A 26,989-nucleotide genomic window follows, 5' to 3' on the forward strand; every position below is an offset into this window, starting at 1 on the left:
GTCAGAAAGATAGATTTGGGTTGGATCCAGCCATGACACGTAAGCCTACCCGGATATACCCGCTACCTTGGCCCGCGCCGTGTGCAATTTTTTGTAACTGTCGATCAGGCGTTGGTGCCGGTCGAGTCCTTCCAGTTTCAGGCTCGTTGGCGTCAAGCCGAAGAAGCGAACGCTGCCGTCCGCCGACCCGAGCACTGCATCCATGCGCGGACCGCCGAACATGCGGCGGAAATTGACCAGGTAATCGTCCAGTTCCAGCTCGTCGTCGAGCAGCACTTCCAGCACCACCTGCAAGGCCTGATAGAACAAGCCGCGCTCGACGGTGTTCTCGTTGTACTGCAGGAAGGTGCCGACCAGTTCGTGCGCCGCTTCGAATTGCTGCAAGGCGAGATTGATCAGCAGCTTCAACTCGAGAATCGTTAGCTGGCCCCAGACCGTGTTCTCGTCAAACTCGACCCCGATCAGGGTGATGATCTCGGTGTAATCGTCGAGTTCGCTGTCTTCCAGACGCTCCAGGAGTGCTTCGAGGCCAGCGTCGTCGAGACTGTGCAGGTTCAGGATGTCGGCGCGGAAGGCCAACGCCTTGTTGGTGTTGTCCCAGATCAGGTCGTCGACCGGGTAGATTTCCGAATAACCCGGCACCAGGATGCGGCAAGCGGTGGCGCCGAGCTGGTCGTAGACCGCCATGTACACTTCCTTGCCCATGTCTTCGAGGATGCCGAACAGCGTGGCGGCCTCATCGGCATTGGAGTTTTCACCCTCGCCCGAGAAATCCCACTCGACGAATTCGTAATCCGCCTTGGCGCTGAAGAAGCGCCACGACACGACGCCGCTGGAGTCGATAAAGTGTTCAACAAAGTTGTTCGGCTCGGTGACGGCGTTGCTCTCGAAAGTGGGTCGCGGCAGATCGTTCAGGCCTTCAAAACTGCGTCCCTGCAGCAGCTCGGTCAGACTGCGTTCCAGCGCCACTTCCAGGCTCGGATGCGCGCCAAACGAAGCGAACACACCGCCGGTACGTGGGTTCATCAGGGTCACGCACATCACCGGGAACTCGCCGCCCAGCGACGCATCCTTGACCAGCACCGGGAAGCCCTGATTTTCCAGTTCGGCAATGCCGGCCAGAATGCCGGGGTACTTCGCCAGCACGTCCTGCGGCACATCGGGCAGCGCGATTTCACCTTCCAGAATTTCGCGTTTGACCGCCCGTTCGAAAATTTCCGACAGGCACTGCACCTGCGCTTCAGCCAGCGTATTGCCGGCGCTCATGCCGTTGCTCAGGAACAGGTTGTCGATCAGGTTGGTCGGGAAATAGACCGTCTCGCCGTCCGACTGGCGCACGTAGGGCAGCGCGCAGATGCCGCGTTCGGTATTGCCGGAGTTGGTGTCGTAGAGATGCGAGGCGCGCAGGTCGCCGTCCGGGTTATAGATTTCCAGGCAGTAGTCGTCGAGCAGGCCCTTGGGCAGCGCATCCTTCTTGCCCGGCTTGAACCAGCGCTCTTCGGGGTAATGCACGAAGGCCGCGTTGGCGATCTCCGGGCCCCAGTAATTGTCGTTGTAGAAGTGATTGCAATTGGCCCGCTCGATGAACTCGCCCAGCGCCGAGGCCAGCGCGCTTTCCTTGGTCGCGCCCTTGCCGTTGGTGAAGCACATCGGCGAATGCGCATCGCGGATATGCAGCGACCAGACGTTGGGCACCAGGTTGCGCCAGGACGCGATCTCGATCTTCATGCCCAGCCCGGCCAGAATGCCGGACATATTGGCGATGGTCTGTTCCAGCGGCAGATCCTTGCCGGCGATATAGGTGCTGGTTTCCGAATCGGGACTTGTACCCCGACCCATCGTCAGCAAGGCCTGCGCATCGGCGTCGAGGTTTTCCACCTCTTCGATGACGAAGTCGGGCCCGGTTTGCACCGCCTTTTTCACGGTGCACCGGTCGATGGAACGCAAAATGCCCTGTCTATCCTTGGCCGAAATATCCGCCGGCAACTCGACCTGAATCTTGAAAGTCTGTTTGTAGCGGTTTTCCGGATCGACGATGTTGTTCTGCGACAGGCGGATGTTCTCGGTCGGAATATTGCGCGTGTCGCAGTACAGCTTCACGAAATAAGCCGCACACAAGGCCGACGAAGCCAGGAAGTAATCGAACGGCCCCGGCGCCGAGCCGTCGCCCTTGTAGCGGATGGGCTGATCGGCGATGACCGTGAAGTCGTCGAACTTGGCCTCGAGACGAAGCTTGTCGAGAAAATTGACCTTGATTTCCATGCGGGAATTCCAGAAAAGGCGTGAAAAAACGAATTGGCCGCCATTATCCGGGTTTCCCGGCGGAGGGGGGCTGGGGGGTGGTGCCGACGCGCCTGCTGTTTTTGCAGGTGCTATGGTGGAATGCATTGCATTATCAGGTTGTAATCGGAGCGGTCGTTCTGGCCGGAAGATGTGGGCAGAATCGCGCTGATCAGGCTACCTAAATCCAAGGCGGAAAATGACGCTCCGAAAAGCGTCCGTTTTTATCGGTCAACCGCAAAAAAACGTTAATTTCCCTATGGTTCGAGGTAAGCCGCCAGCACCTACTCATTATTGATCAGTGTCTGGTTCGTGCCGGTAACGATGGTATGGCCGGTTTCGAGGGCTTAGCCGTAGTCGGCAATGGCTAGGGCAGGGAAGGCGTTCCGTTCGTTGAATTGGAGGGTCATGCTTTGTGCTTTAAGGGGCTTGACGGTGTTGAAGCTATCTTTGACAAGGAGTGGCGCCAGGCTGAACCTTAATTCCTGGTGCGATTGACTTACGCATTTTTTATGTTTTAACGGACCAGAATGCCTGGTTTCTGTGTGTTAGAATTCGAATCGGCGGGTCTCCCCGCATTGTAGTGTGGTGAATCTGGTCAGGTCCGGAAGGAAGCAGCCACAGCCACTAACTACAAGTGCCGGGGGTTAGGCTCGCCACTTCCATTTTTGCTTTGGTGTGGGGCGAATGAGTTATCAGGTTCTCGCGCGAAAGTGGCGCCCGCGCAATTTTTCTACCCTTGTCGGACAAGAGCATGTGGTTCGTGCGTTGACTCACGCGCTTTCCGAGCAGCGCTTGCATCATGCCTATTTATTTACTGGCACGCGCGGCGTGGGTAAAACGACGATCGCGCGAATTCTGGCAAAGTCCCTGAACTGTGAAGCAGGAATTACCGCTGCGCCCTGCGGACAATGTTCTGCGTGTCTTGAAATTGACGCCGGAAGATTTGTTGATTTGCTTGAAGTGGATGCTGCGACAAATACGCGCGTCGATGAAATGCGGCAATTGCTTGAGAACGCTGTTTATGCGCCGACAAGGGGGCGGTTCAAGGTTTACGTCATTGATGAAGTCCATATGCTTTCGACTTCCGCATTCAATGCAATGTTGAAAACCTTGGAAGAGCCACCGGAGCATGTGAAATTTATTCTCGCAACGACCGACCCACAGAAAATTCCAGTCACTGTGTTGTCACGATGTCTCCAGTTCAATCTAAAGCAGATGCCAGCGGGCTTGATCTCTTCGCATCTTGCTCAGATTTTGCAAGCGGAAGATGTTCCTTTTGATCATCCTTCACTTGCTTTGATTGCTCGCTCTGCCAATGGCAGCATGCGTGATTCTCTCTCTCTGCTGGACCAGGCTATCGCGCATGGTGCAGGCAGGGTTGACGAAGTCCAGGTTCGCACAATGCTTGGCAATGTCGATCAGGATCATTTGTTTTCGATTCTTGAGGCGTTGCACGAAGGAAATGCTTCGGCGTTATTGCAAATTGCATCACTATTGGCCGTAAGAAGTCTCTCGTTTTCTTCTGCATTGCAAGAACTTGGCACATTGTTAACCCGGCTGCAAATTGCGCAATGTGTACCGTCTTCCGTAGAGGATGATGATCCAGATTACTCTAGGGTCTTCTTTCTTGCAGGGGCTTTGTCGCCAGAGTTTATTCAGTTGGCTTATCAAATCGTTAATGTTGGGCGTGCAGAGTTGGCAAGTGCCCCCGATGAGTACGCTGGTTTTGTTATGACTTTGCTGCGTCTGCACACGTTTCGGCCGCGCAAGGTTAACGAATTAATTGATTCAACACGCTTGTCGATTCCAAGGCCACCGGCCATTCCGGCAAAAACAGACAGCGTGGAGCTCAAGGCGGGCGAATCATTGGCGTCAAAATCGCCATCGCCATCGCCATCGCCATCGCCATCGCCATCGCCATCGCCATCGCCATCGCCATCGCCATCGCCATCGCCATCGCTTGCCAGGCCATTACTGGACGTTTCAAGTGACTGGCCCGGGATTGTGGCCGGGTTGTCCTTGAGTGGCTTTGCCAAGGAGTTGGCGGCTAACTGTGAGTTGCGGGAATTGACTGAGTCGCTTTGCTTGTTGCGTTTGCCGGCAACGCTTTCCCATTTGCAGATGAAGCCCGCCCCTGACAGGTTGCAGCAGGCCTTGGTGGATTATTTTGGGCGGCAGCTAATTCTGAAAATCGAAGTTGGTAATCCCTCGGCAGAAACACCGGCGGCAACACTTGGACGTCAGCGTCAGGAGCGTCAAGTGTCGGCTGTGGAGGCTATCGAACAGGACTCTTTTGTGCAAAGTGCGATAGAGACACTTGGTGCCTCTATCGTTGAGTCTTCCATTAAACCTATTGCTTAACGGAGCAACTAGATGATTAAAGCTGGTTTGGGTGGCTTGATGAAACAGGCCCAGATGATGCAAGAGAACATGAAGAAGGCGCAGGAGCAGCTGGCTCAGATCGAGGTTGAGGGGCAAGCAGGGGCTGGTATGGTCAAGGTATTGATGACCTGCGCGCATGATGTGCGCCGAGTCAGTATTGACCCTTCCGTTATGGATGACAAAGAAATGCTGGAAGATCTCGTTGCTGCAGCATTGAACGATGCTATTCGGCGGGGTGAGGCTCTTAGTCAGGAGAAAATGGCCGGTTTTACGTCAGGGCTCAATTTGCCTCCCGGTTTCAAGCTGCCGTTCTAAGTGAATCCAAGTGGCCTTGATTCGCTGATCGAAGCCTTGCGTTGCTTGCCAGGCGTTGGGCCAAAATCGGCCCAACGCCTGGCGTATCATCTGATGCAGCATGATCGCTCTGGTGCTGCTCGTTTGGGCGAGTCGATACAGCACGCACTAAAAGCGGTTCGCCACTGTCAGCGCTGCAACACCTTCACCGAGTTGGAGGTGTGTGAACGTTGCCTCTCCTCCCGGCGCGATGCCAGTCTTCTATGTGTTGTTGAAACACCGGTTGATATGAACATGATGGAGCAGACCTTGGCTTATCAAGGGCTCTATTACGTACTGATGGGGAAAATCTCACCGCTCGATGGCGTCGGGCCACGGAAACTTGATCTGGATAAGCTCTTGTCTCGCGCTACCGACGGTGTTGTGCGGGAGGTGATATTGGCAACCAATTACACCAACGAAGGTGAAGCGACCGCGCACTACATAACGGCCATGCTAAAAACGAGTGGGGTCGGAATTACTCGAATCGCCCGAGGGGTGCCTGTGGGAGGGGAGCTAGAATATGTCGATAGTGGCACGCTCGCCCAAGCATTGAGAGAGCGCAAAAGCCTCGGAATGACCTAACTAGTCGACAGCGGCTTTTAACGGGGGTTCCGTTGGCGTATAATTTCGTGTTTGTTTTTAAACCCAACCAATTCCTTTAGGGGTCAGCGTTATGAGCAATCAAGGAAAAATGGACTGTGGTCGGCGACGCCTTATCGTCGCGACCGCAGCCGTGGGCGGAGTAGGCGCAGTAGCTGCGCTTGTGCCGTTCGTATCCAGTTTGCTTCCGTCCGAACGTGCCAAGGCAGCAGGCGCTCCGGTCGAAGTCGATATCGGCAAACTGGAGAGCGGTCAGATGATGACCGTTGAATGGCGCGGCAAGCCTGTGTGGATTATTAATCGCACCCAGGCCATGCTTGATACGTTGCCGAAGTTAAATGATCAGGTCGCTGACCCGAAGTCGGAAAAAAATCAGCAGCCTGCTTATGCCCAGAACGAAACCCGCTCGGTCAAGCCGGAATTGCTCGTAGTTGTTGGTATCTGTACCCATCTCGGTTGTTCCCCATCTTCAAAATTCAAGCAGGGAGCCGAAGAGGGAATGACGGCTGACTGGGTAGGCGGCTTCCTTTGCCCTTGCCATGGTTCTACATTTGACTTTGCCGGCCGTGTTTACAAGGCAAAGCCCGCACCGACCAATCTCGAAGTTCCGCCGCACGTGTATCTGACTGATACCCGCATCCTGATCGGCGAAGACAAGAAGGGGGCATAAAATGGCTGGTGGAAATTTCGAAAAGTACAAGTCCGACGGTTCGATAGGCGGCAATGTTCTTGAGTGGGTAGATGCGCGTTTTCCCGCGACCTCAATGTGGAAGGGGCACCTTTCCGAGTACTACGCACCGAAGAATTTCAATTTCTGGTATTTCTTTGGTTCCCTCGCACTGCTGGTTCTGGTGATCCAGATTGTGACCGGTATTTTCCTGGTGATGCACTACAAGCCGGATGCTGCACTTAATGCTGCAGGTGTGCCGGTAGCTTTTGCTTCCGTCGAGTACATCATGCGTGACGTACCTGGGGGCTGGCTGATTCGCTACATGCACTCGACTGGTGCTTCGGCCTTCTTCATCGTGGTGTACATGCACATGTTCCGTGGCCTGATTTACGGTTCCTATCGCAAGCCACGTGAGCTTACCTGGTTGTTCGGTGTCGGTATTTTCCTGGTGCTGATGGGCGAAGCCTTCTTCGGCTATCTGTTGCCTTGGGGCCAGATGTCTTTCTGGGGCGCACAGGTTATTGTTAATCTGTTCGGTGCGATTCCGGTCATCGGCAACGATCTCTCCATCATCATTCGTGGCGATTTCGTGGTCGGTGATGCAACCCTGAACCGTTTCTTCTCCTTCCACGTAATTGCCTTTCCGCTGGTCCTGATCGGTCTGGTGGCGGCGCACGTGCTGGCCTTGCACGAGACCGGTTCGAACAATCCGGATGGTGTCGAGATCAAGGAAAACAAGGACGAAAACGGCATTCCGCGCGACGGCATCCCGTTCCATCCGTATTACACGGTTAAAGATATCGTCGGTGTTGTCGTCTTCCTGATGGTTTTCTCTGCCGTGATGTTCTTCGCGCCGGAAGGTGCCGGTTATTTCCTGGAAACGCCGAATTTTTATCCGGCTGACCCGCTGAAAACGCCAGCACATATTGCTCCTGTCTGGTACTTCACGCCTTACTACTCCATCCTGCGTGCCATGGTCTGGAATTTCTTCGGGCTTGATGCAAAGTTCTGGGGTGTCGTTGCGATGGGGGCTTCGGTGGTGATTTTTGCTGCATTGCCGTGGCTGGATCGTAGCCCGGTGAAATCGATCCGCTATCGCGGTCCGATCACCAAGGCCATGATTACTCTTTTCGTGATCTGTTTCTTCATTCTGGGTTACTTGGGTACTTTGTCTCCTTCGCCGATGGGTGAGTTGGTTTCCCAGGTCTGCACGGTGTTCTATTTCGGCTTCTTCCTCGCCATGCCTTGGTGGTCGCGTATGGACAAGTTCAAGCCGGTTCCTGAACGTGTGACGATGAAGTGAGGATGCACAAAATGAAAAAATTCCTTATCGCATTGCTCTTCGCGCCGGTTCTTGCTTTTGCTGCTGGGGCTGGTATCCATCTTGACAAGTGGCCGGGTTCCGTCAGTGACAAGGCAGCTTTGCAGAATGGCGCCAAGTTGTTTGTCAATTACTGCATGAACTGCCATGGCGCATCGTACATGCGTTATAAAAACCTCATGGATCTGGGGTTGACCGAGCAGCAGGTCAAGGAAAACCTGATGTTCGCTTCGGACAAAATTGGTGATCTGATGTCTGTTGCTGCCCGTCATGATGAGCAGAAAAAGTGGTTTGGTGCGACGCCGCCCGATCTGACCATCGTTGCCCGTGCCCGTGGTGAAGCAGGTAATGCCGGTGCAGGTGCGGACTGGTTGTACACCTATCTGCGTACCTTCTACAAAGACGACAAGCGTCCGACCGGCTGGAATAATCTTGCTTTTGAAGCAGTCGGTATGCCGCACGTCCTGTGGGAGTTGCAAGGTACCCAGGTCATGAATCCGGAAACCCACAAGCTTGAATTGGCGATTCCAGGCAAGATGGGTCAGGCCGAGTACGATAAGTCGATTTCCGATCTGGTCGGCTTCATGGTCTGGATGGGCGAGCCGCAGCAGGAGTTCCGTCGCAAGCTGGGCTTCATCGTTCTGGCTTTCCTGGCATTGCTCTTCGTAGTGGCTTACGCCCTGAAGAAGGAATACTGGAAAGATATTCACTGATCCTTCCCGGATCGGCTGACGGCATCGTGGGTTTGGCTTCGGCCAGCCCCCGGTGCCGAATCTCATTTTGAGGGCTGTTAAACATGATGAACCTCTACTCGGGCACTACCTGCCCATTTAGTCACCGTTGCCGCATTGTCCTGTTCGAAAAAGGCATGGACTTTCAGGTTATCGACGTCGATTTGTTCTCCAAGGCCGACGAAATGGCGGCGATCAATCCGCATGGTCGAGTTCCGGTGCTGGCTGAACGCGACCTCGTCCTGTTCGAGCCGAACATCATCAACGAATACATCGATGAGCGTTTCCCGCATCCGCAATTGATGCCGGCCGATCCGATCATGCGTGCACGGGCGCGTCAGTTGCTGATCGGCATGGAGCGTGAAATTTTTTCGCACATGGAAGTCATCGAAAAGAATAGCAAGGCCGCCGACAAGGCGCGCCAGGAAATCAAGGCGCGCCTGACCGAGATCGTGCCGATTTTCAGCAAGCAGAAATTCATGCTGGGCGATGAGTTCTCCATGCTGGATGTCGCTATCGCTCCGTTGCTCTGGCGTCTCGATCATTACGGTATCGATTTGGGGAAAGCTGCAGCCCCTCTGATGAAATATGCCGAACGCATTTTCAGCCGCCAGGGTTTCATTGATGCGCTGACGCCGTCTGAAAAGGCGATGCGCAAGTAACGATGGAACTTCCGTCCACCAAACCTTATCTCGTGCGGGCCATCTGGGAGTGGTGCTGCGATAACGGCTTCACGCCTTACATCGCAGTACAGGTTGATGCTCGCACCATCGTTCCGCGTGAATTTGTTCGGGATGGTCAGATCGTCCTTAATCTCGGACCTGATGCAACCAACAAGTTGCAGATGGGTAATGATTTTGTAGAGTTTCAGGCCAGATTCGGTGGCGTGGCACGTGAACTATCAGTGCCGATCGCTCAGGTTTCAGCGATCTACGCCCGCGAAAATGGAGCCGGGATGGCCTTCGATATTGATGCTCCTGGCGCACTGTTGAACGATACCGCTAGCCCGGATGCTCCGGCTGGCGTTGATCAGGATGAGCCGCCGCCAACGCGCCCATCCGGCGGGCGGCCGAACCTGCAACGCGTCAAATAGGGACGTCTGCTGCGGTCGACGCACCAAAAAGGGGAGATTCTGTCAAGGAATCTCCCCTTTTTTTATCCAAGTCATTGATTTTCATGGGTGGCATATCTGTTGCTCACCTGCCATTCGGAAGGAAAATCATGAACCAGGAAGTCAAATCCACCTGTTGTTACTGCGGCGTTGGCTGCGGCGTATTGATCCGTACGGACGGCATCACCGTCCAGGGCGTGCGCGGCGATCCGGAACACCCGGCCAACTACGGACGTTTGTGCACCAAGGGCGCATCCCTGCATCTCACGGCGCAGGGCGAGGGGCGCCTGCGCCACCCGGCCTTGCGCCCGGCACGCGATCGCCAGCCCGAACGGCTGGCCTGGGCGCAGGCGCTCGATACTGCCGCTGAGCGTTTTGCCGGCATCATCCGCGAGCATGGGCCGGATTCCGTGGCTTTCTACATCTCCGGCCAGTTGATGACCGAGGACTACTATGTCTTCAACAAGCTGGCCAAGGGTCTGATCGGCACCAATAACGTCGATACCAATTCGCGGCTGTGCATGTCGTCGGCCGTCGCCGGCTACAAGCAGACCCTGGGGGCCGATGCGCCGCCGTGCTGCTACGAGGATATCGGCCAGGCCGGGGTGATCCTGATCGCCGGCGCCAATCCGGCGCTGGCCCATCCGATCGTTTTCCGCTACATCGAGGATGCGCGCGCCGCCAATCCGGCATTGAAGATCATCGTCGTCGATCCGCGCCGTAGCGAAACCGCCGAGATTGCCGATCTGCACCTGCCCATCCTGCCCGGCAGCGACATCGCGCTGTTCAACGGCATGCTCCATGTGATGCTGGCCGAAGGGCTGGTGGATGGCGATTACATCGCTCGCCATACCAGCGGCTTCGATGAGCTGGCTGGTAACCTGGCGGAATACACGCCGCAGCGGGTCGCCGGATTGTGTGGCATCCCCGCTTCCAGCATCGTTCGCGCCGCCCGCTGGTTTGCCACGCAGGGGCCGGCATTGTCGCTGTATTGCCAGGGCCTGAATCAGTCGGCGCACGGCACGCACAACAATGCCGCGTTGATCCATTTGCACCTGGCCACCGGCCAGATCGGCAAGCCTGGCGCCGGGCCGTTTTCGCTGACCGGCCAGCCGAACGCCATGGGCGGTCGGGAAGTGGGCGGTCTGGCCAACCTGCTGTCGGCGCACCGTGATCTCGCCAATCCCGAGCACCGGGCCGAAGTCGCCGCCTTGTGGGGCATCCCCGACGTGCCGGCAAAACCGGGAAAAGCTGCGGTCGACCTGTTCAAGGCACTGGAAAGTGGCGAAATCAAGGCGGTGTGGATCGCCTGCACCAATCCGGCGCAGTCGCTGCCGAACCAGGCCAGCGTCCGCGCCGGGCTGGCGCGGGCCGAATTCGTCGTGCTCCAGGAAACCTTCGCCGACACCGACACCGCCGCTTACGCCGACCTCTTGTTGCCGGCCACCGGCTGGGGCGAGAAGCACGGCACGGTGACCAATTCCGAACGGCGCATCACGCGCGTGCAGCCGGCTGTTGTGCCGCTGGGCGAAGCCCGTCACGACTGGCAGATCGTCGTCGATTTCGCCCGCCGGCTGGGCAGGAAACTGGAGAATCCTGTCCCCCAGGGGGACTTCCTGCGGGGCGCGGTCGACAGGCTGTTTCCGTACGAAACCGTCGAATCCATTTTTGCCGAGCACTGTGTCACGACGCGCGGCCGCGATCTCGATATCAGCGGTCTGTCCTACGCCGTGCTCGAACAGCAAGGGCCGCAGCAATGGCCTTTCCCGGAAGGTGCCAGCCAGGGGCGGCAACGCCTGTACGCCGATGGCCGCTTCCCGACCGCCGATGGTCGGGCGCGCTTCATTGCCGTGACGCATCAGGCAACGGCCGAGGTGCCGGGCAAGGAACATCCGCTCAGCCTGCTGTCGGGGCGCCTGCGCGACCAATGGCACGGCATGAGCCGGACCGGCATCGTGCCGCGCCTGTTCAATCTCGACGACGAGCCGCTGCTGGCCATGCATCCCTGCGACATGCGCCATCGCCAGCTTGACGACGGCGACCTGGTCCGCCTGTTCAACGGTCGCGGCGAGATCGTCGTGCGCGTGGCTTCGCGCCCCGGGCTGGCCCGTGGTCGGGTGTGGATGCCGATGCACTGGGGCAGCCGCTTCATGAACAGCGCCGGCGTCAATGCGCTGGTCGGCGATGCGGTCGATCCGTACTCGCAGCAGCCGGAACTGAAGCACACGGCGGTCGAGGTGGCGAAGAGCGAACTGAACTACCCGCTGGCCGTGATCCGCCGCTGCAGCGACGTTGCCGAAGCGCTGCGCGTGCTCGATGCGGCGCGTAGCCTGCTGCCCGATTTTGCCTACGCCAGCGTTGGACTTTACGGCCGGGCCAGTCCACTGGTCGTCTTCCGCGCGGCCACCGCCGAGCCGGCGACGGCCCCCGCACTGGCGGCGATCGATCGCTGTTTCGGCCTCGATGGCGAGACCGGCGCCATTGTCTATACCGACGCAAAACGCCATATCGCCAAGAAAGCCATCGCCATCGATGGCCAATTGTTCGGCGTTCGCCTGGCCGGCGAAACCGTTGCCCAGGCCTGGCTCAAGCAGGCCATGGCCGAGGGCGAGCTGGACGCCAGCCTGTTGCGCTTCGCCCTGGCGCCGAGTGCTGCAGCACCGACCAGCACTGCGCCGCGCCAGATCGTTTGCAAATGCGCCGATGTCAGCGACAAGCAAATTACCACTGCAATTGATGCCGGTGCCGATCTCACGGCACTACAGGAAAACTTAAAATGTGGCACTTTTTGCGGCGGTTGCATCCCGGACATCAAGCGCCTGCTGCTTCGGCAAGTGCAACAACAACCCGAGGCGGCTTGACGCCCGGACGGAGGTGATTGTGAATTACGCTCAATACATCAAGGAAATCGGTCGCGGCGCCCAAGGGTCGCGCGATTTGTCGATCGAGGAGGCACACCAGCTTTACGCCGCGATGCTTGACGGTGGCGTGCCGGATCTGGAGCAGGGCGCCATCATCATTGCTTTGCGGGTCAAGGGTGAGTCGACCGGTGAAATGCTCGGTTTCCTGTCGGCAGCCGATGATCGCCTGAACCGGCTCGATATGCCGCACGGCCGGGTTCGTCCGGTGGTTTTGCCCAGCTATAACGGAGCGCGCAAGGAAGCCAACCTGACGCCCTTGCTGGCTTTGTTGTTGCAGCGTTTTGGTGTGCCGGTGCTGGTGCATGGGCTGCTCGAAGGCTATGGGCGCGTCAGCAGCGCACAGATTCTGCGTGAATTGGGCGTCATGCCGATGATCTCGGCGCAACAGGCGCAACAAACGCTGGATGAAAAGGGAATTGCCTTCCTGCCGCTAAGCGCGCTTTGTCCTGGCATGCACCATTTGCTCTCCTTGCGCAGTCGGATGGGGGTGCGCAACAGCGCCCACAGCCTGGTCAAACTGCTAAACCCGTTTCATGGCGATGCGGTGCTGGTTGCGCCAGCGACCCACCCCGACTTTATCGATCTGATGCGCAATATCCTGGTTGAACGGGGGCAGCGTGGCTTGCTGTTGCGCGGTACCGAAGGCGAGCCTTACGCCAATCCAAAGCGTCGTCCGCGTCTGGAATATGTACGCAATGCTGCGGTCGACGTCCTTTTTGAAGCAGAACACGACAGTTTGCGCGGTTTGCCGAATTTGCCCGAAACCCTGGATGCGATCACTACCGCCCAATGGACACGGCGGGTCCTGGACAAGCAATTACCCTTGCCCAAACCCATTGCCAACCAGTTGGCCTGTTTGCTTTATGCCAGTGGTTATGTGGACGATCTGAATCAGGCCAAGGCGATTGTTGCTGTCGAAGCCACTGGTCTGGCAGTGGGCGGGAACTGAGTTCGTTGCACCGCGCTGGATACCGATGCCCTTGCTTGGTGCGTCAATATTGCGGTCTACACATGAAAATTCATAAAAATCAATGGTCTGTGCATCTGGCACAGCGATTGCACTAGATCAAACCGAAGCAGCGAATCAACCGCCAACGGGGGCGGTCCGATGGCAACGACGTCATGCGCTGAAAAAGATTGCACCGATTGGTGCGCGCAACGTTGGAGCCTCGAAAATGAGCAATCCCCCCGTCAAGCCTCGTCTCGTTCTGATCGGCAACGGCATGGCCGGTGTCCGGACCATCGAAGAACTGCTGAAAATCGCCCCGGATCACTACGAGATCACGATTTTCGGTGCTGAACCGCATCCCAACTACAATCGCATCCTGCTGTCGCCGGTCCTCGCCGGCGAAATGACGGTGCCGGAAATCGTCCTCAACGAGCTTGAGTGGTATGCCCGCAACGGCATCACGCTGCACACCGGCAAGCAGGTCGTCGCCATCGACCGCGTCCGCCGCAAGGTGATCGCCGACGACGGCAGCGAAGCGCCGTACGACCGCCTGCTCATCGCCACCGGCTCGACGCCCTTCATGCTGCCGGTGCCCGGCAACGACCTGCCCGGCGTCATCGGCTACCGCGACATCAAGGACACCGACGAGATGATCGCCACCGCCAAAGTGCACAAGCACGCGGTTGTCATCGGCGGCGGCCTGCTCGGGCTGGAAGCGGCCAACGGCCTGAAGCTGCGCGGCATGGATGTGACCGTCGTGCACATCGGCCCGTGGCTGCTCGAACGCCAGCTCGACGAGACGGCCGGACGGATGTTGCAGCAGTCGCTGGAAGACAAGGGCCTGAAATTCCTGCTGCAGAAGCACACCGAGATGCTGGTCCAGGGCGAGAGCGGGCGCGTCGCTGCGGTGCGCTTCAAGGATGGCATGCAGATTCCGGCCGACCTCGTCGTCATGGCTGCCGGCATCCGCCCGAACTACGCGCTGGCCGAGAAGTCAGGCATCTATTGCAACCGCGGCATCGTCGTCAACGACACGATGCAGACCTACGACCCGAAGATTTACGCCGTCGGCGAATGCGTCAGCCATCGTGGCATCGCCTACGGACTGGTGGCGCCGCTGTTCGAGCAGGCCAAGGTCGCCGCCAATCATCTGGCCGGTTACGGCATCGGCCGCTATACCGGCTCGGTGACCTCGACCAAATTGAAAGTTACCGGCATCGACCTGTTCTCGGCCGGCGAATTCATGGGTGGCAAGGACACCGAGGAAATTGTCCTCAACGACCCGCACGGCGGCGTCTATAAAAAGCTGGTGATCAAGGACAACAAGCTGGTCGGCGGCGTCATGTATGGCGACACCGCCGATGGCCCGTGGTATTTCCAGTTGCTCAAGGACGCCCGCGACATCCACGACATCCGCGACTCGCTGATCTTCGGCCAGAGCCTGGTCGGCGACGTCGGCCACGCCGGCAACAGCAAGGCTGCCTCGATGGCCGACAGCGCCGAGGTCTGCGGCTGCAACGGCGTGACCAAGGGAACGATCGTCAAGGCGATCAAGGAGCAGGGTTTGTTCACGCTCGACGAGGTCAAGAAGCACACCAAGGCGGCCTCGTCCTGCGGGTCCTGCGCCGGGTTGGTCGAGCAGATCCTGGCTTCGACCATCGGCGGCGCCTACTCGCCGGCGGCGTCCGACAAGAAGCCGATCTGCGGCTGTACCGAACATTCGCACCAGAAAGTGCGCGAGGCGATCCGTGCGGAACACCTGACCAGCAAGGAAGCGGTTTTTGCCGAATTGGGCTGGTTGACCGCAAATGGCTGCGAGAAGTGCCGGCCGGCGATCAACTACTACCTGATCTCGACCTGGCCGCACGAAGCCAAGGACGATCCGCAGTCGCGGCTGATCAACGAGCGCTCGCACGCCAACATCCAGAAGGACGGCACCTATTCGGTGGTGCCGCGGATGTGGGGCGGCCTGACGACGCCCAACGAGTTGCGCGCGATTGCCGATGTCGCCGAGAAGTTCAAGGTGCCGACGGTGAAGGTTACCGGCGGCCAGCGCATCGACCTGCTCGGCATCAAGAAGGAGGATTTGCCCGCCGTCTGGGCCGACCTCAACGCTGCCGGCATGGTTTCCGGCCACGCCTACGGCAAGTCGATCCGCACCGTGAAGACCTGCGTCGGCGCCGAACATTGCCGCTTCGGCACGCAACTGGCGATGGACATGGGCGTCAAGCTGGAGAAGGTGCTGTTCGACATGTACGCCCCGCACAAGGTCAAGCTGGCCGTCTCCGGCTGCCCGCGCAACTGTGCCGAAGCCGGCATCAAGGACGTCGGCGTGATCGGCGTCGATTCGGGTTACGAGCTTTACGTCGGCGGCAACGGCGGGATCAAGACCGAGGTCGCGCAGTTTTTGTGCAAGGTGAAGTCGGATGAGGACGTCATGGAGTATTCCGGCGCCTTCCTCGAACTCTACCGTCAGGAAGGCTGGTACCTGGAGCGCACCTGCCACTGGCTGGAACGCGTCGGCCTCGACTACGTCAAGGGCCGCATTGTCGAGGACGAGGATGGCCGGCGCACGCTGTACGCCGCGCTGGTTGCCGCGCTGAAGGACGCCAAGGACCCGTGGTCGACCTCGCGCGAAGCGCAGCCGATCAAGCAGTTCATCCCGATTGCGGTCGACGCCTGAAAACAAGAGAAAACGAGGATAAGCCAATGAACCACTGGAAACTGATCTGCAAGCTGGAAGACATCCCGCCGCTCGGCTCGCGCATCGTCCGGCCGCAGAAGGGCGGCGATATCGCCATTTTCCGCACCAGCGACGACAAGGTCTTCGCGCTGCACGACAAATGCCCGCACAAGGGCGGGCCACTGTCGCAGGGGCTGGTGCACGGCGAACGCGTGACCTGCCCGCTGCACGGCTGGAACATCGGCCTCGCCGACGGCCAGGCAGTGGCGCCGGACGTCGGTGGCTGCGACCGCTTCGATGTCAAGGTCGAGGCCGGCGAGGTTTTTCTCGCCATTTGATCGCACGAATCACTATCGGGGATGTCAATACCCACTTTGGCGGGCAGTCTTTGCCCGCCCTTTACGCTAGAGTGCATCCCCATGAAAACAGCCATCCTCCTATTTGCCCACGGTGCCCGCGATCCTGAATGGGCCAGCCCGATGCGGCGTGTTCAGGCAGCCATTCAGGCACGAGCGCCCGGCGAGAAGGTCGAACTGGCGTTTCTCGAATTCATGGCTCCCGATCTGCCCGAGTGCGCCGCCCGCCTGATTGCCGAAGGGGCAGAGAAAATCGTCATCCTGCCAATGTTTATCGCGCAGGGTGGGCATTTGAAACGCGAAGTGCCGGAAATGCTGGAAAAATTGCGGTCGACCTGGCCGCAGGTCGAATTTTCGTTGGGGCGGGCAATCGGCGAAGAAGAAGCGGTTGTTCAGGTGATGGCGGAAACCGCATTGCGCAAGGCTGGCTTGGTGCTTGCTTGAAATAACGCATGCTACGCATACTTGTGATCGATGAATCTCGCAGCCGGGCCGGAGAAATCTGCGCCGGGCTGGCGTTGGCCGGCTACCAGGTCGCTGCCATTCTGGCCGACTCGGCCAACCTGACGGCCGAGGTGGAAAAACTGCAGCCGGATGTCATCCTGATCGATACCGAAAGTCCCAGTCGTGACACGCTGGAAAACCTTGCCGTGGTGCACAAGAACATGCCGCGGCCGGTTGTCATCTTTACCCAGGAAGACGGGCAGGGTGCCATCCGCGATGCGGTGAAGGCCGGTGTCTCGGCGTATATCGTCGATGGCCTCGACCCGAAGCGCATCAAGCCCATCGTCGATGTGGCGCGCGTGCGCTTCGAGGATACGCAGGCCATGCGCCGGGAACTGGAAGAGGTTTCCAAGAAGCTTTCGGACCGCAAACTGGTCGACAAGGCCAAGGGCGTGCTGATGAAAGCGCGTGGCCTGGACGAGGAAGCGGCGTATCACGCGATGCGCAAGCTGGCCATGGAACGCGGCCAGAACATGGCCAAAGTGGCGCGCGACGTGATCGACATGGCCCGCGTGCTACTCTGAATCGGCCTCTCGCCTGATTCATTTTCACCCAAGTCTGTGCGAAAAAACTTGCTGCTGCACTGCAACAGTGCGCCGGATTTTGCGGTCGACTGGCCATTTCGCGATGTTTCTATAAAAACCCCATATTTTTCATTGTCTTGAGTCATCTTGTGCAAGCTGGCACGGGGGTTGCATTAAGGAAGGCATAGCACGGTCAAAGGCGGCCGGGCACGAACCGGGTGTTCCGGTTTCAGGACAATGGCGTCCATCCTTGCTGCCCCCGTGCGGCTCGGATGCGACGCCTTTTTTTATTTCTAGCCATCTGGAGTCAATGCAATGGAAGACAAAAAGCCGGCGACCGTAGCCCCTGTGTCCAACAAGCGTCGCGAATTCGTGACCGCAGCCCTCGGAGCATCCCTCATGTCCATGGTTCCCCCCGGAGTTCGTAGCGCAGCCTGGGCTGCCGGCTCGGACGCCCCGGAAAAGAAGGAAGTCCGTATCGGCTTCATTCCCCTGACCGATTGCGCCTCGGTAGTCATGGCCGCGGTCAACAAGTTCGACGAGAAGTACGGCATCAAGATCATTCCGACCAAGGAAGCTTCCTGGGCTGGCGTCCGCGACAAGCTGGTCAATGGCGAGCTGGACATGGCGCACGTGCTGTACGGCTTGATCTACGGTGTGCATATGGGGATCGGCGGGCCGAAGAAGGATATGGCCAACCTGATGACGCTGAACAACAATGGCCAGGCCATCACGCTGTCCAAGGCATTGGCCACCAAGGGCGCGACTGATGTGGGCAGCCTGGCCGCATTGATGAAGAAGGAACCACGCGAATACACCTTCGCCCAGACCTTCCCGACCGGTACGCACGCCATGTGGCTGTACTACTGGCTGGCTTCCGGCGGCGTCAACCCGTTCAAGGATGTCAAGTCCATCGTCGTGCCGCCGCCGCAGATGGTTGCCAACATGCGTGTCGGCAACATGGATGGTTTTTGCGTCGGTGAGCCGTGGAACCACCGTGCCATCATGGACGGCATCGGCATCACTGCCGCGACGACGCAGGACGTCTGGAAGGATCATCCGGAAAAGATTCTCGGCACCACGTCGGAGTTCGTCCAGAAAAACCCGAACACCTGCCGTGCGGTCATCATGGCCGTGCTCGAAGCCAGCCGCTGGATCGACGCCAACATCAGCAACAAGATGAAGATGGCCGAAGTCATCGCGCAGAAGGCTTACGTGAATACCAGCGTCGATGCAATCAACCAGCGCATTCTCGGCCGTTATCAGAACGGCCTGGGCAAGACTTGGGACGATCCGAACCACATGAAGTTCTTCAATGATGGTGCGGTGAATTACCCCTACCTGTCTGACGGCATGTGGTTCCTGACCCAGCACAAGCGTTGGGGCTTGCTCAAGGACCACCCGGATTACCTGGCGGTGGCCAAGAAGATCAACCAGACCGAGTTGTACGCCCAGGCGGCATCCAAGCTGGGGATCAGCGTGCCGAAGAGCCCGTTGCGCTCGTCGAAACTGATCGACGGTGTGGTCTGGGACGGTTCGAACCCGGCCAAGTACGCCGACGGTTTCAAGGTCAAGGTCTGAGCCAGCACGCTGCCGCTTCGGCGGCAGCCATCACCAAGGAGATTGCCATGAGCACCCTGACGATCAGCGGTGATTTGGCCGGCGCTTTGCCGGTCGACCGCAGTACCCAGAATGCCCCCTCGGGGGACTGCACGAGTAACCCGCCTGCCCAAGCGGTGAAGGAAACAATGATGGAAAAAAGTGCCACCCCGTCGGCTGTCGAATCCGGTACGCCGCTAGCCGAACACCTGAATGCCCTCGGTCGCTTGGTCATGCCGCCAGTGCTTGGCCTGCTGCTGCTGATCGGCATCTGGTATGTGGCGACATTGAGCGGCGGTGCCATCCCCGGCCCCGTCAAGGTCTGGGATGCGGCCAGCGTGCTGTTCGCCGACCCGTTCTATAACAACGGGCCGAACGACCTGGGGATCGGCTGGAATGTGCTGGCTTCGCTTGAACGTGTCGGCATCGGCTTTGGTCTGGCGGCTCTGGTTGGTATTCCGCTCGGCTTCATGCTCGGTCGTTTCACCTTCCTGGCGAACATGATCAACCCGATCATCAGCTTGCTGCGCCCGGTATCACCGCTGGCCTGGCTGCCGATTGGTTTGTTGGTCTTCCAGAAGGCCGACCCGGCGGCGACCTGGACGATTTTCATCTGCTCGATCTGGCCGATGATCATGAATACGGCCCAGGGCGTCCAGCGCGTGCCGCAGGACTACCTGAATGTGGCCCGCGTGCTTGATCTGTCGGAGTGGAAGGTCGTTACCAAGATTCTGTTCCCGGCTGTGTTGCCCTATATGTTGACCGGCATCCGCCTGTCCATCGGCACTGCCTGGCTGGTTATCGTCGCCGCAGAAATGCTCACCGGCGGTGTCGGCATCGGCTTCTGGGTGTGGGACGAGTGGAACAACCTGAAGGTCGAACACATCATCATCGCCATCTTCATCATCGGCATCGTCGGTCTGCTGCTCGAACAGGCGCTGATCCTGCTGGCCAAGAAGCTGACCAAAGAATCGTCCTGAGCGGAGTACACATCATGGAAAAATTCGTACAAATTGAAAAAGTCGGTCAGACCTTCGAAACCAAGAAAGGCAAGTTTGTCGCGCTGCGCGATATCGACCTGACTTTGCGTCAGGGCGAGTTCGTCGCCTTGATCGGCCATTCCGGCTGCGGCAAATCGACCTTGCTCAACTTGATCGCCGGCCTGACCACGCCGACCACCGGCGTGCTGCTGTGCGACGGCCGCGAGATTGCCGGCCCCGGTCCGGAGCGGGCAGTGGTCTTCCAGAATCACAGCCTGTTGCCGTGGCTGACTTGTTTCGAGAACGTCTACCTGGCGGTCGAGCGTGTCTTCGGCCAGAAGGAAGGCAAGGCCAAACTGAAGGAACGCACGGCCGCAGCGATCAGTCTGGTCGGTCTCGACCACGCCAGCAGCAAGTACCCGCATGAAATTTCGGGCGGCATGAAGCAGCGCGTCGGTATCGCCCGGGCGCTATCGATGGAACCGAAGGTCTTGCTGATGGACGAACCGTTCGGTGCACTGGATGCACTGACCCGCGCCAAGCTGCAGGATGAGCTGATGAAAATCTGCGAAAAAACGCAGGCCACCGTCGTCATGGTGACGCACGATGTCGACGAGGCTGTGCTGCTCTCCGACCGCATCGTGATGATGACCAACGGCCCGGCGGCAACCATCGGCGAAATTCTCGAAGTCAATCTGCCGCGTCCGCGTGCCCGCCTTGAGTTGGCACACGATGCGGCCTATATCGACTGTCGGGCAGCGGTGCTCAAGTTCCTTTATGAGAAACAGGCACACGTCGAGAAAATAGCCGCCTGATTGCTTCACAGTGCCCTGAAAACAAAGGCCCGCGTTCCTGAAAAGGAGCGCGGGCCTTTTGTTCGGCAGTCAGTGCCTGGTTGGTAGTGGGTGGGTACGTTGCAGATGCTCGTAGGTTTGCATCAATGTCTGCACATGCTCGTTGTGTCCCGTATCGAGTGCATGTTGCATGTTTTCCAGAATCATCCGGTGCAAATGGCATACCCCGTCCGGCGTTGCCAGCAGCATTTCGCTCATTTCTGCAGCGATGGTCATCGGAATGTGTTCATGTTCGGCGATGGCTTCAATTTCGCCCCGCTCGAGGTCGCAATAATCCAGAACATCTTGCATGGACAACATGGGTGGCTCCTCCAATTTTTTTGGCAGAAAAGATCACGGAATTTCGCTATCGTTGTTCTGTCCGCCTTGTCGTTGTTTTTGGTGGAGGATTATTTCAGTTATAAGTCCGAATGGTCGTTAAGTCAAAGTTGCATCTCAGAAAGACAGCCGGCCTTCCGGTGTCGGATGGGCCATTTGCAAGCGGGTGATGGTGGGTAGCAAATCGAGGCGCGTCTGTTTTTTCAGTTCACTTGCTCTTTCGCGCAGCGTCTCCAGCGTTATTTCGACGGGTTGGTTAGCACGGCCGAAAACGATGGTATTGCCGCTGTCGCAAGACGGGAAAACGCTGATTTGCCCGGAAAATGCTTCTTTAATGCGGTCGACGCTCTGTTTGAAGCCTTTTTCACGCAGCAGATTGACGCAGAACAGGCCGCCATCGCTCAGGCGGGCAGCGCAGTTCTGGTAGAACGCCAAGGTATCGAGCATGCCCGGCCGGCCATCGGCGCTAAAGCCGTCTGACAGGATCAGGTCGAACTGGCGGCTGCAGGTTTGCAGGTAATCGGCACCACAAGCGATCTGGACGCTCAGTCGCTGTACATCGTCCGGTAGCTTGAAATACTGCCGGGCGATGAACTCGACCTGCGGGTTGATCTCGACCACGGTGATTCGGCAGTCCGGGAAGTTGCGGTAGATGAACTTGGCCAGCGAACCGGCGCCCAGGCCGATCAGTAGCGCACTGCGCGGCCATTTGTGCGGATCGCGCAGCAGCAATCCGGCCATCATTTCCCGCGTATAGGCCAGCTCCAGCGACCATGGCCGGGCAATGCGCATGGCACCTTGCACCCAGTCGGAGCCGAAATGCAGGTAGCGGACGCCGTCTTCCTCGCTGATGTCGATGGCGTGGCGCGGTGGGGTTTTCGTATTGCGCATCTTGTTTTATGGGTGAATGGTCAGCAATGCTGTGCCGCGCGGCAGAACTTCGCCAATTTCCGTTGCCGCAGCAAAGCCATGGCGCCGAAACAGGGCGAGTACCTCGTCGACGCTTTCGGCGCTGCAGGAAACCAGCAAACCGCCACTGGTCTGCGGATCGGTCAGTAGCGCCTTGTCGGCGTCGGCAAAGTCGGCAGGCAAGGCGATATTTTCGCCATAGCCGGCAAAGTTGCGCCCGGAGGCACCGGTAATGAAGCCTTTTTCGGCCAGCGCCCGCACGCCATCGAGCAGCGGTACTTTTGCCCAGTCGATGGCCAGCGTGCAGTTCGAGCCGCGCGCCAGTTCGAGTCCATGTCCGGCCAGCCCGAACCCGGTGACATCGGTCAGCGCATGCACGCCCGGCAGGTCGGCGAGTTCCGGTCCGGGGGTGTTGAGCTGGGTCGTCGTGGCAATCATTTGGGCGTAACCAGCCGCGTCGACCGCATCTTTTTTCAGTGCTGCCGACAGAATGCCAACCCCCAGCGGTTTGCCGAGGATCAGGCGGTCGCCGGGGCGGGCATCAGCGTTGCGCCGGACCTTGTCCGGATGGACCAGGCCGAGTGCAACCAGGCCGTAGATTGGTTCCACCGAATCGATGGTGTGACCGCCGGCAATCGGTATGCCGGCTGCCCGACAGACCGACTCGCCGCCTTCGAGGATGCGCCGGATGGTTTCCGGCGGCAGCACATTGATCGGCATGCCGACCAGCGCCAGCGCCATGATCGGCTTGCCGCCCATGGCATAGACATCGGAAATGGCATTGGTCGCGGCAATCCGGCCAAAGTCGTAGGGGTCGTCGACGATGGGCATGAAAAAGTCGGTCGTGGCAATCAAGGCCTGTTCGTCGTTGAGCTTGTAGACCGCAGCATCGTCCGAGGTCTCGATGCCGACCAGCAGTTCCGGCGGAATCGGCAGGCGGTTCGTTCCCTTGAGAATGTCGGCGAGGATGCCGGGCGCAATCTTGCAGCCGCAGCCGCCGCCATGGGAGAGTGAGGTCAGGCGCGGAGGTGTCGTGGTCATGGCTGTTTTCCTGAGTTTTTCTTGAATGTCTGCCGTGTTCATTCCCATGATTCCAATGGAATTTTGGCAATAAAAGTTTGCAAATAGTACAAGCTGCGCTGCAAGTCAGCGAGTTTGTTAACTGGTAGCATGGCCATTTTCCACATTGATTTCAGGGTTTATGACAAATTCGATCCGCCTGGGACTGCTGCCTCCTTTGACAGGTCTGGTCGAAATGTACGGTCCTGAAATCGTTCGGGCCGCACGTATCGCCTGTGACGAAATCAATGAACACGGGGGCGTGCTCGGGCGGCCGCTGGAACTGGTCATTGCCGATGATGGCAGTCTGCCGGATAGCGCCGTGCCGGCGGCACAAGGCTTGATCGACGAACATGCTTGCGTGGCGATCATCGGCAATCTGCTGTCCAATTCGCGGATCGCCGTGGTGGCGCAGGTTGCCGAGCCAAGACGGATTCCGCTGCTCAATTTCTCGTTTTACGAAGGCAGTATCAGCAGCCGCTATTTTTTCCATTTTGCTGCGCTGCCCAACCAGCAGATCGACAAGATGATCCCGTTCATGGCGCGGCGCTATGGACTCAAAATGTTCTTTGCCGGCAACAATTACGAGTGGCCGCGTGGCTCGATCGACGCAGCCAAGCGCGCACTGCGCAAGCTCGGTGGCGACATTGTGGGTGAGGAATATTTGCCGATTGGTGCGTCGACCGCAGAAATCGACGCATTGCTCGACCAAGTGGCGCGTTCCGGCGCCGACGTGTTCGTGCCGTATTTTGCCGGTGCCGACCAGATGACCCTGCTCACCCGTTTTGCCGAAAAGGGCTTGAAGCGGCGCATGGCAGTGGTCATGGGGCATTACGACGAAATGATGGTCAGCTTGTTGCCGGCCTCGGTGCGCGAGGGTTTGTATTCGAGCAATACCTATTTCATGTCGCTGGATACGCCGGGGAATCGCCATTACCGGCAGCGCTTGCTGCGTCAACCGGGTGTTGATGGTATCTGGCCGAACGGAAATGGCGTGTTGACCAACTTCGGCGAGGGCGCTTACCTGTGCGTGCATGCCTTTGCCAACGCCGTAGAGGCCGCCGGCACGACCGAGGCCGAGGCGCTGGTCGGCGCGCTGGAAAGGGTGCGAGTGGCCGGCCCGCAAGGCATCGTCCAGATGGATGCGCTGACGCATCATGCCAGCGTCAATACCTACCTGGCGCGCTGTAATGCCGATGGTGCGTTCAGCATCATGGAAAGTTTCGGGCGTATTCCGCCGATCATTCCCGAGCGCTATCTTGAGCCTTTGCCTTCCGGCCGTTTGCACGAGTCGCCGGCATCGCCCGAAGTTGCAGCACGACTGGCGGCAGAGTTTGGCGCGGCACGGCGCAAGCTCGGCGCGGCGTATCAAATACTTTCGATTGCCGACATGGCGATTGTGGCGACCGATAGTCGGGGCATCATTACCGAATCCAACCGCTGTGCCTGCCAGATATTTGGCTATGGCGAGAGTGAATTGCTTGGTTTGTCGGTGCATCTGCTGTTGCCGCCGCATTTCCGCCAGCGCCACGCAGAGTTGCTGGAAGGTTTTGTTCAGGGTGAGGAGACCGAGCGCCGGATGTCGGGGCGGACCGAGGTGATGGGGTATCGCAAGGACGGCAGTTTTTTCCCGCTCGAAGCCTCCATCGCCAAATTCAAGGATGGTGACGAATGGCTGCTTGTGGTCACCATGCGCGACATCAGCGAGCGCAAGAAAGCCGAAGATGAACTGACCCGGCGGGCGACCCACGATACGCTGACTGGCTTGCCCAATCGTGCCCTGATCCGTGAGCGTTTGGCCAATGCCTTGCAGCGTTCGAAACGTACCGGCTTGAGTGTGGCTTTGCTGTTCATTGATCTGGATGGTTTCAAGCTGATCAATGACACGCACGGTCACGAAGCGGGTGATCTGCTGTTGAAAACGGTGGCGGCGCGACTGATTGAACAGGTGCGACCGGGAGATACCGTAGCTCGCCTGGCGGGAGACGAGTTTGTCGTCCTGTGCGAACAGGTCGAGCAGCCAACGACGATGTCGGTGCTGGCCGAGCGGATCAATGACTCCTTGCGTCATCCGGTCGAGTTTTGCGCCTTGCCCTTGTTCGTCACCGCCAGCATCGGGGTGGCGATCGGCAGTGGCAGTACGCATACCGCTGACGATCTGCTGCGCTATGCCGATACGGCAATGTATGCGGTCAAGGAAAAAGGCCGCGACGGCTGGCAGTTTTTCAGCGAAACCCTGCAGGAGCAGGCCCGGCAGCGCTTGAATATTACCAACGGCTTGCGCACTGCAATCGAGCGCAACGAGCTTTCCCCGCGCTTTCAGCCGATTGTGGCAGCCGAGAGCGGTCGTATCGTTGGCGCTGAGTTGTTGCTGCGCTGGAAACCACCTGAAGGGGAGCTTTCCCCGGCTGTTTTTATTCCAATTGCCGAGATGACGGGGACCATCGTGCCGATTGGCGCCTGGGTTTTTCGTCAGGCTTGTCTGGCTGAAGCGGATTGGCGAGCCCGTTGGGGTGAAACTGCGCCCTATGTTTCAGTCAATGTGTCGGCACGACAATTGAATGAAGAGGCGCTGGCCGAAGATTTTGCCGCCATTCTGGCGGAGACTGCAGCCGACCCGACCCGTCTGTTACTGGAAATTACCGAGTCCGCGCTGATGGCCGACGTGGAAACCAACCTGCGGGTTTTGCGTCGGCTGGCCGATCTTGGCTTGCGCGTGGCGGTGGATGATTTTGGTACCGGTTATTCTTCACTCTCCCAATTGACCCGCTTGCCGGTCAATGTCCTGAAAATTGACCGTGCCTTTGTCGACGGTATCGACAAGAGCGAGGAGAGCCGCACCATCATCCGTGCCGTGATCGGTCTCGGTCGAGCCCTTGGCTTGAAGCTGGTTGCTGAAGGTGTCGAGAACGGCGCCCAGCGGCGTGAGCTTTGTGCTTATGGTTGTGATTTGATCCAGGGCTACTATTTCCATCGGCCGCTGGAAGCGGCGGTGTTTGTCGAAACCTTCGCCCGTGAATTGCAGGAAGAGGTGCCGGGAAACGCTTCACCGCTGCATTTCCTGATCTATGTCAGCAAGGCGACACAGGAGATGTCCCGGGAGGCGCTGGAAGAATTGTTGAAAAAGGCGCGCCGCTTCAATCGTTCGGCCGGGATTTCAGGTTGTCTGGTGTATCAGGATGGCTATTTCATGCAGATGCTGGAAGGCAAGCGCGATGTCCTGTTTTCACTGATCGACGGGATCAAGGCTGATTCCCGGCACGACAATCTACGCGTTGTGATCGAAGGTCCGGCCAGGGGCCGGGTGTTCGCTGATTGGGGAATGGTGCTGCGGGATTTGTCGACGCTGCAGGATCAAGCTTTCGTGGAAGCTTTCACGCCATGGCAGCGGCACACACTCAGTTTCTTTGATTTGGCTGAAGATGCCCGCCTCTGCTATGCGTATATCACCGCGTACGCAGGAGAGGCGGGGGGAAGTGTTTAAGCCAGGGTTTGTTTTCTTCGGGTATCAACCCACCGTCCAGTCCGCCACGCCGACCAACGCCAGTTGCGCACTGATCACCGGATCAATGAAATCCGCCACATTGAACCACTGCCCCTGAGTCAGCGCGGGGGCACCGGGTTTGGCCTGACCATAGACCGTATCGCCAAACTGGGCGAGTTCGATTTCCCGCAGCACATGCTGCACTCCGGTATGCCGCTGGAGCAGTACGATCTCCTGAGCCGCATTCAGGCTGACCTGCCAGTCATCGATGCTGCCGAAGAACACCGCGAGGTCGGTCCCCGTCCCGCCATCGATGACATTGTTCCCGCTGCCGGCCACCAGCACATCGTTGCCGGCGCCGCCCAAGAGTTGGTCGTTACCGCCATCGCCCGACCAGCCGGTTTCCTTCAGCGTC

The 26,989-nt window shown here is 58.5% G+C and carries 22 protein-coding genes, 1 other RNA gene and 1 pseudogene; 19 read left to right on the forward strand and 5 right to left on the reverse strand.

Features of this window, described 5'->3' with window-relative positions:
- Positions 1-45 precede the first annotated feature (45 nt).
- A complete protein-coding gene (locus RCI20_RS15700) occupies positions 46-2,262 on the reverse strand; it encodes an OsmC domain/YcaO domain-containing protein (RefSeq protein ID WP_306607143.1) in 2,217 nt (738 codons plus the stop codon).
- Between the two features lie 580 nt (positions 2,263-2,842).
- On the opposite strand from RCI20_RS15700, the gene ffs reads away from it, so the two are divergent.
- From ffs to RCI20_RS15790, 18 genes are all read left to right on the forward strand, one after another.
- Positions 2,843-2,941: signal recognition particle sRNA small type (gene ffs / locus RCI20_RS15705), an RNA gene on the forward strand.
- 26 nt (positions 2,942-2,967) lie between these two features.
- Positions 2,968-4,644: a DNA polymerase III subunit gamma/tau gene (gene dnaX, locus RCI20_RS15710; RefSeq protein ID WP_306607145.1), complete on the forward strand. Its 1,677-nt coding sequence runs from the start codon at positions 2,968-2,970 to the stop codon at positions 4,642-4,644.
- 12 nt (positions 4,645-4,656) lie between these two features.
- Positions 4,657-4,980: a YbaB/EbfC family nucleoid-associated protein gene (locus tag RCI20_RS15715; RefSeq protein ID WP_306607147.1), complete on the forward strand. Its 324-nt coding sequence runs from the start codon at positions 4,657-4,659 to the stop codon at positions 4,978-4,980.
- Positions 4,981-5,583 carry a recombination mediator RecR gene (recR, locus tag RCI20_RS15720; protein ID WP_306607149.1) on the forward strand — a complete coding sequence of 201 codons (603 nt, stop codon included), beginning with the start codon at positions 4,981-4,983 and terminating at the stop codon, positions 5,581-5,583. It begins immediately after the preceding gene.
- Between the two features lie 91 nt (positions 5,584-5,674).
- Positions 5,675-6,271, forward strand: a complete 597-nt coding sequence (gene petA / locus RCI20_RS15725; protein ID WP_306607151.1) for a ubiquinol-cytochrome c reductase iron-sulfur subunit — start codon at positions 5,675-5,677, stop codon at positions 6,269-6,271.
- 1 nt (position 6,272) lies between these two features.
- Positions 6,273-7,574, forward strand: a complete 1,302-nt coding sequence (locus tag RCI20_RS15730) for a cytochrome bc complex cytochrome b subunit (RefSeq protein WP_306607153.1) — start codon at positions 6,273-6,275, stop codon at positions 7,572-7,574.
- A gap of 11 nt (positions 7,575-7,585) precedes the next feature.
- A complete protein-coding gene (locus RCI20_RS15735; RefSeq protein WP_306607155.1) occupies positions 7,586-8,305 on the forward strand; it encodes a cytochrome c1 in 720 nt (239 codons plus the stop codon).
- An 83-nt stretch (positions 8,306-8,388) separates the two neighbouring features.
- A complete protein-coding gene (locus tag RCI20_RS15740) occupies positions 8,389-8,985 on the forward strand; it encodes a glutathione S-transferase N-terminal domain-containing protein (RefSeq protein ID WP_306607157.1) in 597 nt (198 codons plus the stop codon).
- Between the two features lie 2 nt (positions 8,986-8,987).
- On the forward strand, positions 8,988-9,416 hold the full coding sequence (locus RCI20_RS15745; protein ID WP_306607158.1) for a ClpXP protease specificity-enhancing factor: 429 nt from the start codon (positions 8,988-8,990) through the stop codon (positions 9,414-9,416).
- A 128-nt stretch (positions 9,417-9,544) separates the two neighbouring features.
- Positions 9,545-12,295: a nitrate reductase gene (locus tag RCI20_RS15750; RefSeq protein ID WP_306607160.1), complete on the forward strand. Its 2,751-nt coding sequence runs from the start codon at positions 9,545-9,547 to the stop codon at positions 12,293-12,295.
- Between the two features lie 19 nt (positions 12,296-12,314).
- Entirely contained in the window at positions 12,315-13,304 is a 990-nt protein-coding gene (gene ybiB / locus RCI20_RS15755; RefSeq protein WP_306607162.1) for a DNA-binding protein YbiB, read from the forward strand.
- Positions 13,305-13,530: 226 nt separating this feature from the next.
- The gene (nirB, locus tag RCI20_RS15760; protein ID WP_306607164.1) at positions 13,531-15,987 is read left to right on the forward strand and encodes a nitrite reductase large subunit NirB; all 2,457 of its coding nucleotides are present in this window, start codon (positions 13,531-13,533) and stop codon (positions 15,985-15,987) included.
- Between the two features lie 26 nt (positions 15,988-16,013).
- Positions 16,014-16,325: a nitrite reductase small subunit NirD gene (gene nirD / locus RCI20_RS15765; protein ID WP_306607166.1), complete on the forward strand. Its 312-nt coding sequence runs from the start codon at positions 16,014-16,016 to the stop codon at positions 16,323-16,325.
- A gap of 81 nt (positions 16,326-16,406) precedes the next feature.
- On the forward strand, positions 16,407-16,787 hold the full coding sequence (locus RCI20_RS15770; RefSeq protein ID WP_306607168.1) for a sirohydrochlorin chelatase: 381 nt from the start codon (positions 16,407-16,409) through the stop codon (positions 16,785-16,787).
- Between the two features lie 8 nt (positions 16,788-16,795).
- Positions 16,796-17,371 carry an ANTAR domain-containing response regulator gene (locus RCI20_RS15775; protein ID WP_306607170.1) on the forward strand — a complete coding sequence of 192 codons (576 nt, stop codon included), beginning with the start codon at positions 16,796-16,798 and terminating at the stop codon, positions 17,369-17,371.
- A 399-nt stretch (positions 17,372-17,770) separates the two neighbouring features.
- On the forward strand, positions 17,771-18,952 hold the full coding sequence (locus RCI20_RS15780) for a CmpA/NrtA family ABC transporter substrate-binding protein (protein ID WP_306607172.1): 1,182 nt from the start codon (positions 17,771-17,773) through the stop codon (positions 18,950-18,952).
- Positions 18,953-18,999: 47 nt separating this feature from the next.
- Positions 19,000-19,950, forward strand: coding sequence for a nitrate ABC transporter permease (ntrB, locus tag RCI20_RS15785; RefSeq protein WP_306607174.1), 951 nt, complete (start codon positions 19,000-19,002; stop codon positions 19,948-19,950).
- Positions 19,951-19,964: 14 nt separating this feature from the next.
- Positions 19,965-20,765, forward strand: a complete 801-nt coding sequence (locus tag RCI20_RS15790; protein WP_306607175.1) for an ABC transporter ATP-binding protein — start codon at positions 19,965-19,967, stop codon at positions 20,763-20,765.
- Positions 20,766-20,834: 69 nt separating this feature from the next.
- Here the strand turns inward: RCI20_RS15790 and RCI20_RS15795 are convergent, their stop codons facing one another.
- From RCI20_RS15795 to selD, 3 genes are all read right to left on the reverse strand, one after another.
- Entirely contained in the window at positions 20,835-21,104 is a 270-nt protein-coding gene (locus tag RCI20_RS15795; protein WP_306607177.1) for a hypothetical protein, read from the reverse strand.
- Between the two features lie 135 nt (positions 21,105-21,239).
- Complete coding sequence (locus RCI20_RS15800) at positions 21,240-22,013, reverse strand: fused MFS/spermidine synthase (RefSeq protein ID WP_306607178.1); 774 nt, start codon at positions 22,011-22,013, stop codon at positions 21,240-21,242.
- Between the two features lie 6 nt (positions 22,014-22,019).
- Complete coding sequence (gene selD, locus RCI20_RS15805) at positions 22,020-23,072, reverse strand: selenide, water dikinase SelD (RefSeq protein ID WP_306607180.1); 1,053 nt, start codon at positions 23,070-23,072, stop codon at positions 22,020-22,022.
- Positions 23,073-23,232: 160 nt separating this feature from the next.
- Here selD and RCI20_RS15810 point away from each other — a divergent pair, with 160 nt between their 5' ends.
- On the forward strand, positions 23,233-26,574 hold the full coding sequence (locus RCI20_RS15810) for an EAL domain-containing protein (RefSeq protein WP_306607182.1): 3,342 nt from the start codon (positions 23,233-23,235) through the stop codon (positions 26,572-26,574).
- Positions 26,575-26,598: 24 nt separating this feature from the next.
- On the opposite strand, the pseudogene RCI20_RS15815 reads toward RCI20_RS15810, so the two are convergent.
- Positions 26,599-26,989, reverse strand: a pseudogene (locus tag RCI20_RS15815) (hypothetical protein); the annotation flags it as partial.

The organism is Azonexus sp., from assembly GCF_030824335.1.
Taxonomy (GTDB): domain Bacteria; phylum Pseudomonadota; class Gammaproteobacteria; order Burkholderiales; family Rhodocyclaceae; genus Azonexus.

Bases quoted from the DNA above. Each gene is read 5' to 3' on its own strand.
- nirD (WP_306607166.1), top strand. From the start codon at position 16,014: ATGAACCACTGGAAACTGATCTGCAAGCTGGAAGACATCCCGCCGCTC.
- RCI20_RS15750 (WP_306607160.1), top strand. From the start codon at position 9,545: ATGAACCAGGAAGTCAAATCCACCTGTTGTTACTGCGGCGTTGGCTGC.
- RCI20_RS15745 (WP_306607158.1), top strand. From the start codon at position 8,988: ATGGAACTTCCGTCCACCAAACCTTATCTCGTGCGGGCCATCTGGGAG.
- RCI20_RS15740 (WP_306607157.1), top strand. From the start codon at position 8,389: ATGATGAACCTCTACTCGGGCACTACCTGCCCATTTAGTCACCGTTGC.
- RCI20_RS15715 (WP_306607147.1), top strand. From the start codon at position 4,657: ATGATTAAAGCTGGTTTGGGTGGCTTGATGAAACAGGCCCAGATGATG.
- RCI20_RS15810 (WP_306607182.1), top strand. From the start codon at position 23,233: ATGACAAATTCGATCCGCCTGGGACTGCTGCCTCCTTTGACAGGTCTG.
- dnaX (WP_306607145.1), top strand. From the start codon at position 2,968: ATGAGTTATCAGGTTCTCGCGCGAAAGTGGCGCCCGCGCAATTTTTCT.
- RCI20_RS15730 (WP_306607153.1), top strand. From the start codon at position 6,273: ATGGCTGGTGGAAATTTCGAAAAGTACAAGTCCGACGGTTCGATAGGC.
- RCI20_RS15770 (WP_306607168.1), top strand. From the start codon at position 16,407: ATGAAAACAGCCATCCTCCTATTTGCCCACGGTGCCCGCGATCCTGAA.
- RCI20_RS15790 (WP_306607175.1), top strand. From the start codon at position 19,965: ATGGAAAAATTCGTACAAATTGAAAAAGTCGGTCAGACCTTCGAAACC.
- RCI20_RS15780 (WP_306607172.1), top strand. From the start codon at position 17,771: ATGTCCATGGTTCCCCCCGGAGTTCGTAGCGCAGCCTGGGCTGCCGGC.
- RCI20_RS15775 (WP_306607170.1), top strand. From the start codon at position 16,796: ATGCTACGCATACTTGTGATCGATGAATCTCGCAGCCGGGCCGGAGAA.
- RCI20_RS15800 (WP_306607178.1), bottom strand. From the start codon at position 22,013: ATGCGCAATACGAAAACCCCACCGCGCCACGCCATCGACATCAGCGAG.
- selD (WP_306607180.1), bottom strand. From the start codon at position 23,072: ATGACCACGACACCTCCGCGCCTGACCTCACTCTCCCATGGCGGCGGC.
- ntrB (WP_306607174.1), top strand. From the start codon at position 19,000: ATGAGCACCCTGACGATCAGCGGTGATTTGGCCGGCGCTTTGCCGGTC.
- nirB (WP_306607164.1), top strand. From the start codon at position 13,531: ATGAGCAATCCCCCCGTCAAGCCTCGTCTCGTTCTGATCGGCAACGGC.
- RCI20_RS15795 (WP_306607177.1), bottom strand. From the start codon at position 21,104: ATGTTGTCCATGCAAGATGTTCTGGATTATTGCGACCTCGAGCGGGGC.
- petA (WP_306607151.1), top strand. From the start codon at position 5,675: ATGAGCAATCAAGGAAAAATGGACTGTGGTCGGCGACGCCTTATCGTC.
- RCI20_RS15700 (WP_306607143.1), bottom strand. From the start codon at position 2,262: ATGGAAATCAAGGTCAATTTTCTCGACAAGCTTCGTCTCGAGGCCAAG.
- RCI20_RS15735 (WP_306607155.1), top strand. From the start codon at position 7,586: ATGAAAAAATTCCTTATCGCATTGCTCTTCGCGCCGGTTCTTGCTTTT.